We start from the raw sequence: 3,280 nt of genomic DNA on the forward strand, positions 1-3,280 counted from the left end.
GATCACCGCGGCGCTTGCCGGTCTGACCAGCACCGCGGCCGCCGAGCTGCTGGCGGCCGCGGGCGTGCCGGCCGCGCCCGTCCTGGACCGCGGCGGCTTCCTGACCGATCCCTGGTTCGCCGCGGCGGGCATCCTCACCCGCATCGACGAACCGGACCTCGGCCCGTGCACGGTCGTGCACCGCTACGCCGACTGGTCCGGCACGCCGAACGAGATCCCCACGGCGGCCCCGCCGCCAGGGGCCTCAACTCGGCGCCTCCTCGTGGGCCTGGGCTACTCCGATGACCGCATCGCCGAGCTCCTCGCCACGGGAGCCGTCCGGGAGCACGCCGCGCTGTTCCGCGGAACACGATGATCGTCGCGCTGGCCGGTGTCAGGCGGGGTCGGTCCGTGGCAGGGCGCCGGTCTCGGTCAGCGCGAAGACCGTCCGGGAGTGGTAGGTGTCGTTGAACTCCCACAGCCGGCCGATGCGCTCGCCCGAGAACTCGAACAGGAAGTGGTACGCCTGGTCGTAACGCCTGCCGGCGACGGTGACGGCGTGGCCCTCGGTGAGGGCGGCGACGCGGTCGTCCTCGGCGGTGAGCGTCGTGACGGTCTGCTGGATCGGGGCCCGCAGAAGCTCGGTGTTGACCCATTCGATCGACGCGCGCATCTGGTCGCGGTCGGAGAACCGCCGCGTCGAGAGGCTGAACCAGGCGGCGTCGTCGGTGAGCAGGTCGAAGGCGCCGGCCACGTCGCCGGCGTTCATCCGGTCGAAGAACGCCCGCACCGCCGCCTTGTTCCGTGCCGCCGTGCCGTGTTCCGCCGTGCCGTGTTCCGCCGGACCGGTCTCGGTCATCTCGAGGCTCCTTTCGTCGTCCCGGCCCTATGCTGAACATCCGTTCAGCTGGCTGGACGGCGATGGGGGAGGGGATGGGAATGTCGACGCAGTTGACCGGGCCGGAGGATCTCACCGCGAAGGCGCGCATCCGAGGGGCGGCCTTCGCCCTGGTCGCCGAGCGGGGGGTGCACGCGACGACGGTCCGCGCGATCGCCCAGCGCGCGGGCGTCTCGCCGGCCCTGGTGATCCACCACTTCGGGTCGAAGCAGGGGGTCATCGACGCGATCTCGACGTGGATCGTCGAGTACCTGCACCGCAACACCCGCGAACTCGATCGCGGCGGGGACCCGGCGCAGGCGCTGCAACGCCGGCTCGTCCGCTTCGAGCGCATGGTCGCCGAGGTGCCGCTGCTCGGCGCCTACGTCCGCCGGATGCTGCTCGACGGCCAGCCCGACGGACTGGACTGGTTCCGCCGGGCGGTGGATCTGTCCGCCGAGGAACTCGCCCACCGGGAACGCATGGGCAAGGCCCGGCCGTCGACGGACCTGCGCGCCGAGGCGGCGATGCTGTTGATCCTCGGCTTCGCCCCGGTCCTGCTCGGCCCGTTGCTGGAACACGCCCTGGGCCTTGACTTCGACGACGAGCGGTCCTGGACGCGGTGGCGCGACGCCGAGTCGGAGCTGCTGACCTCCGCGCTCTACCCCGGCGTCGCGGCCACCGACGCGCCCTGACGGGTCGCTCAGGGGCGGGTTCGGTTCAGGTGCGGGGGAAGTTGAGCATCGTGCGGGCGTTGGTCTCGGTGATCTTGACGACCTCGTCGTCGGGGATGTTCGCGAGGACCTCGGCGGCACGCTTGCGGCTGTTCGGCCAGTTCGAGTCGGAGTGCGGGTAGTCGATCTCCAGCATGATCCGGTCGATGCCGACCTTGTGGCGGTTCTCCAGACCGAACTCGTCGTCGATGAAGCAGCCCCAGAAGTGCTTGCGGAACAGCTCGGAGGGGCGGGCGTCGAAGTCGATCGGCTGGTAGTAGCGGTGCCGCTCCCAGACGAAGTCGGCGCGCTCGAGGATGTAGGGAATCCAGCCGATGCCGCCCTCGGCCAGGGAGAACTGCAGCTTCGGGTGCCGCTGGAGGACCCCGGAGAACAGCAGGTCGGTGGCCGACCACATGAGGTTGGTCGAGAAGATCGTGATCGCGACGGCGAACGGGGCGTCGGGGAGGACGACCTCACCGGGGATGGCGCGGGTGGCGGCGAAGGAGAAGCCGGGGACGTAGCTGCCCGAGCCGAAGTGCAGCGAGATGACCATTCCGGTCTCCTCGCACGCCTCCCACACGGGCTCCCAGGCGGCGTTGTGGAACGACGGCAGCCCCAGGGGGACGGGGCTGTCGGGGAAGGAGATGGTCCGGGCGCCCTTGGCGGCGGTGCGGCGGATCTCGGCCGCGGCGAGCTGCGGGTCCCAGGTGGGGATCAGGGCGAGCGGGATGAAGCGGTCCGGCGCGGACGCGCACCACTCGTCGATGTGGAAGTCGTTCCATGCCTGCACGCACAGCAGCGCGAGGTCCTTGTCGGGCGCCCGCTGGAACACGCCGCCACCGAAGCCGGGGAAGGACGGGAAGCACAGGGCGGCCTGGATGCCGTCGAGGTCCATGTCCTTGACCCGGGCGACCGGGTCGTAACAGCCGGGGATCATCTCCTCGTAGCGGACCGGGTCGATGCCCCACTCCTGCGGCGGGCGGCCGGCGACCGCGTTGAGCCCGACGGTCGGGAAGACCGAGCCGTCGTAGTGCCAGACGTGCTTGCCGTTCAACTCCTCGATGCGCGGGCCCTGCTCGCGCAGCGCCGCCGGCAGCCGATCCTGCCAGACGCGCGGATGTTCGATGAGGTGGTCGTCCACCGAGACGATCTGATGGTGATCCTGCAGCGGCATGAGACGCGCTCCCTCGTCGGTGTTGCGGTTGGGCGCGGGGCAGCGTACCCAATGTTGACGCATTCGTCACGTGGTAGCTGTCTGCCGGTTAAGTGACTGCACAGCGCGTCCGGGCCTCGACGTGCCGTGCTTTGGTGAGCCGTCGGGGCCGTGCGTTGGCGGTGGCGTCAACTACCGTCGGGTGCTCCGTCGCCCGCCGTAGAATGATGTTCCACGGGCCGTGTCCGAGGGCCGTGTCCGACTGCCTGGGTGCGCCGACTGCCTGGGTGCGCCGACGAAGGGAGCGCCGATGGCGAGTCCGCTGCGCTACCTCGACGATCCGGTCGCGCTGGCGCGTGAGCGCCAGGCGTTCATCACCGCCGCGCTGGACCTGCTCGCCGCGACCGACACGGTCGACCTCCAGGTGAGCCGGATCGTGGCCCGCGCCGGGCGGCACAACGCCGCCTTCTACCGGGTGTTCGGGTCGAAGGACGGGCTGACCCTGGCCGTGGTCGAGGAGGCGACGCGGCGCACGGCCGCGGTGGTGGAGCGCCG

General features: G+C 70.9%; 5 protein-coding genes. 3 read left to right on the top strand and 2 right to left on the bottom strand.

The genetic code is table 11. From position 1 onward, the window contains the following. On the top strand, positions 1 to 355 hold a 355-nt coding region (locus tag ND748_RS28645; protein WP_251749303.1), incomplete at its 5' end, for a CoA transferase. Between the two features lie 18 nt (positions 356 to 373). Here the strand turns inward: ND748_RS28645 and ND748_RS28650 are convergent. Next, positions 374 to 838 carry a nuclear transport factor 2 family protein gene (locus ND748_RS28650; protein WP_251749304.1) on the bottom strand — a complete coding sequence of 155 codons (465 nt, stop codon included), beginning with the start codon at positions 836 to 838 and terminating at the stop codon, positions 374 to 376. An 80-nt stretch (positions 839 to 918) separates the two neighbouring features. Between ND748_RS28650 and ND748_RS28655 the strand changes: the two genes are divergently transcribed. Further along, positions 919 to 1,551, top strand: coding sequence for a TetR/AcrR family transcriptional regulator (locus tag ND748_RS28655; RefSeq protein ID WP_251749305.1), 633 nt, complete (start codon positions 919 to 921; stop codon positions 1,549 to 1,551). A gap of 25 nt (positions 1,552 to 1,576) precedes the next feature. Here the strand turns inward: ND748_RS28655 and ND748_RS28660 are convergent, their stop codons facing one another. Further along, positions 1,577 to 2,746 (bottom strand): amidohydrolase family protein, encoded by a 1,170-nt coding sequence (locus ND748_RS28660; protein ID WP_251749306.1) that lies wholly within the window; start codon positions 2,744 to 2,746, stop codon positions 1,577 to 1,579. 289 nt (positions 2,747 to 3,035) lie between these two features. On the opposite strand from ND748_RS28660, the gene ND748_RS28665 reads away from it, so the two are divergent. After that, positions 3,036 to 3,280, top strand: a 245-nt coding sequence (locus ND748_RS28665) for a TetR family transcriptional regulator (RefSeq protein ID WP_251749307.1), incomplete at its 3' end; no start/stop codon positions are given.

The sequence above is a fragment of the Frankia sp. AiPs1 genome (assembly GCF_023716945.1).
In the GTDB taxonomy this organism is placed as follows: Bacteria; Actinomycetota; Actinomycetes; order Frankiales; family Frankiaceae; genus Frankia.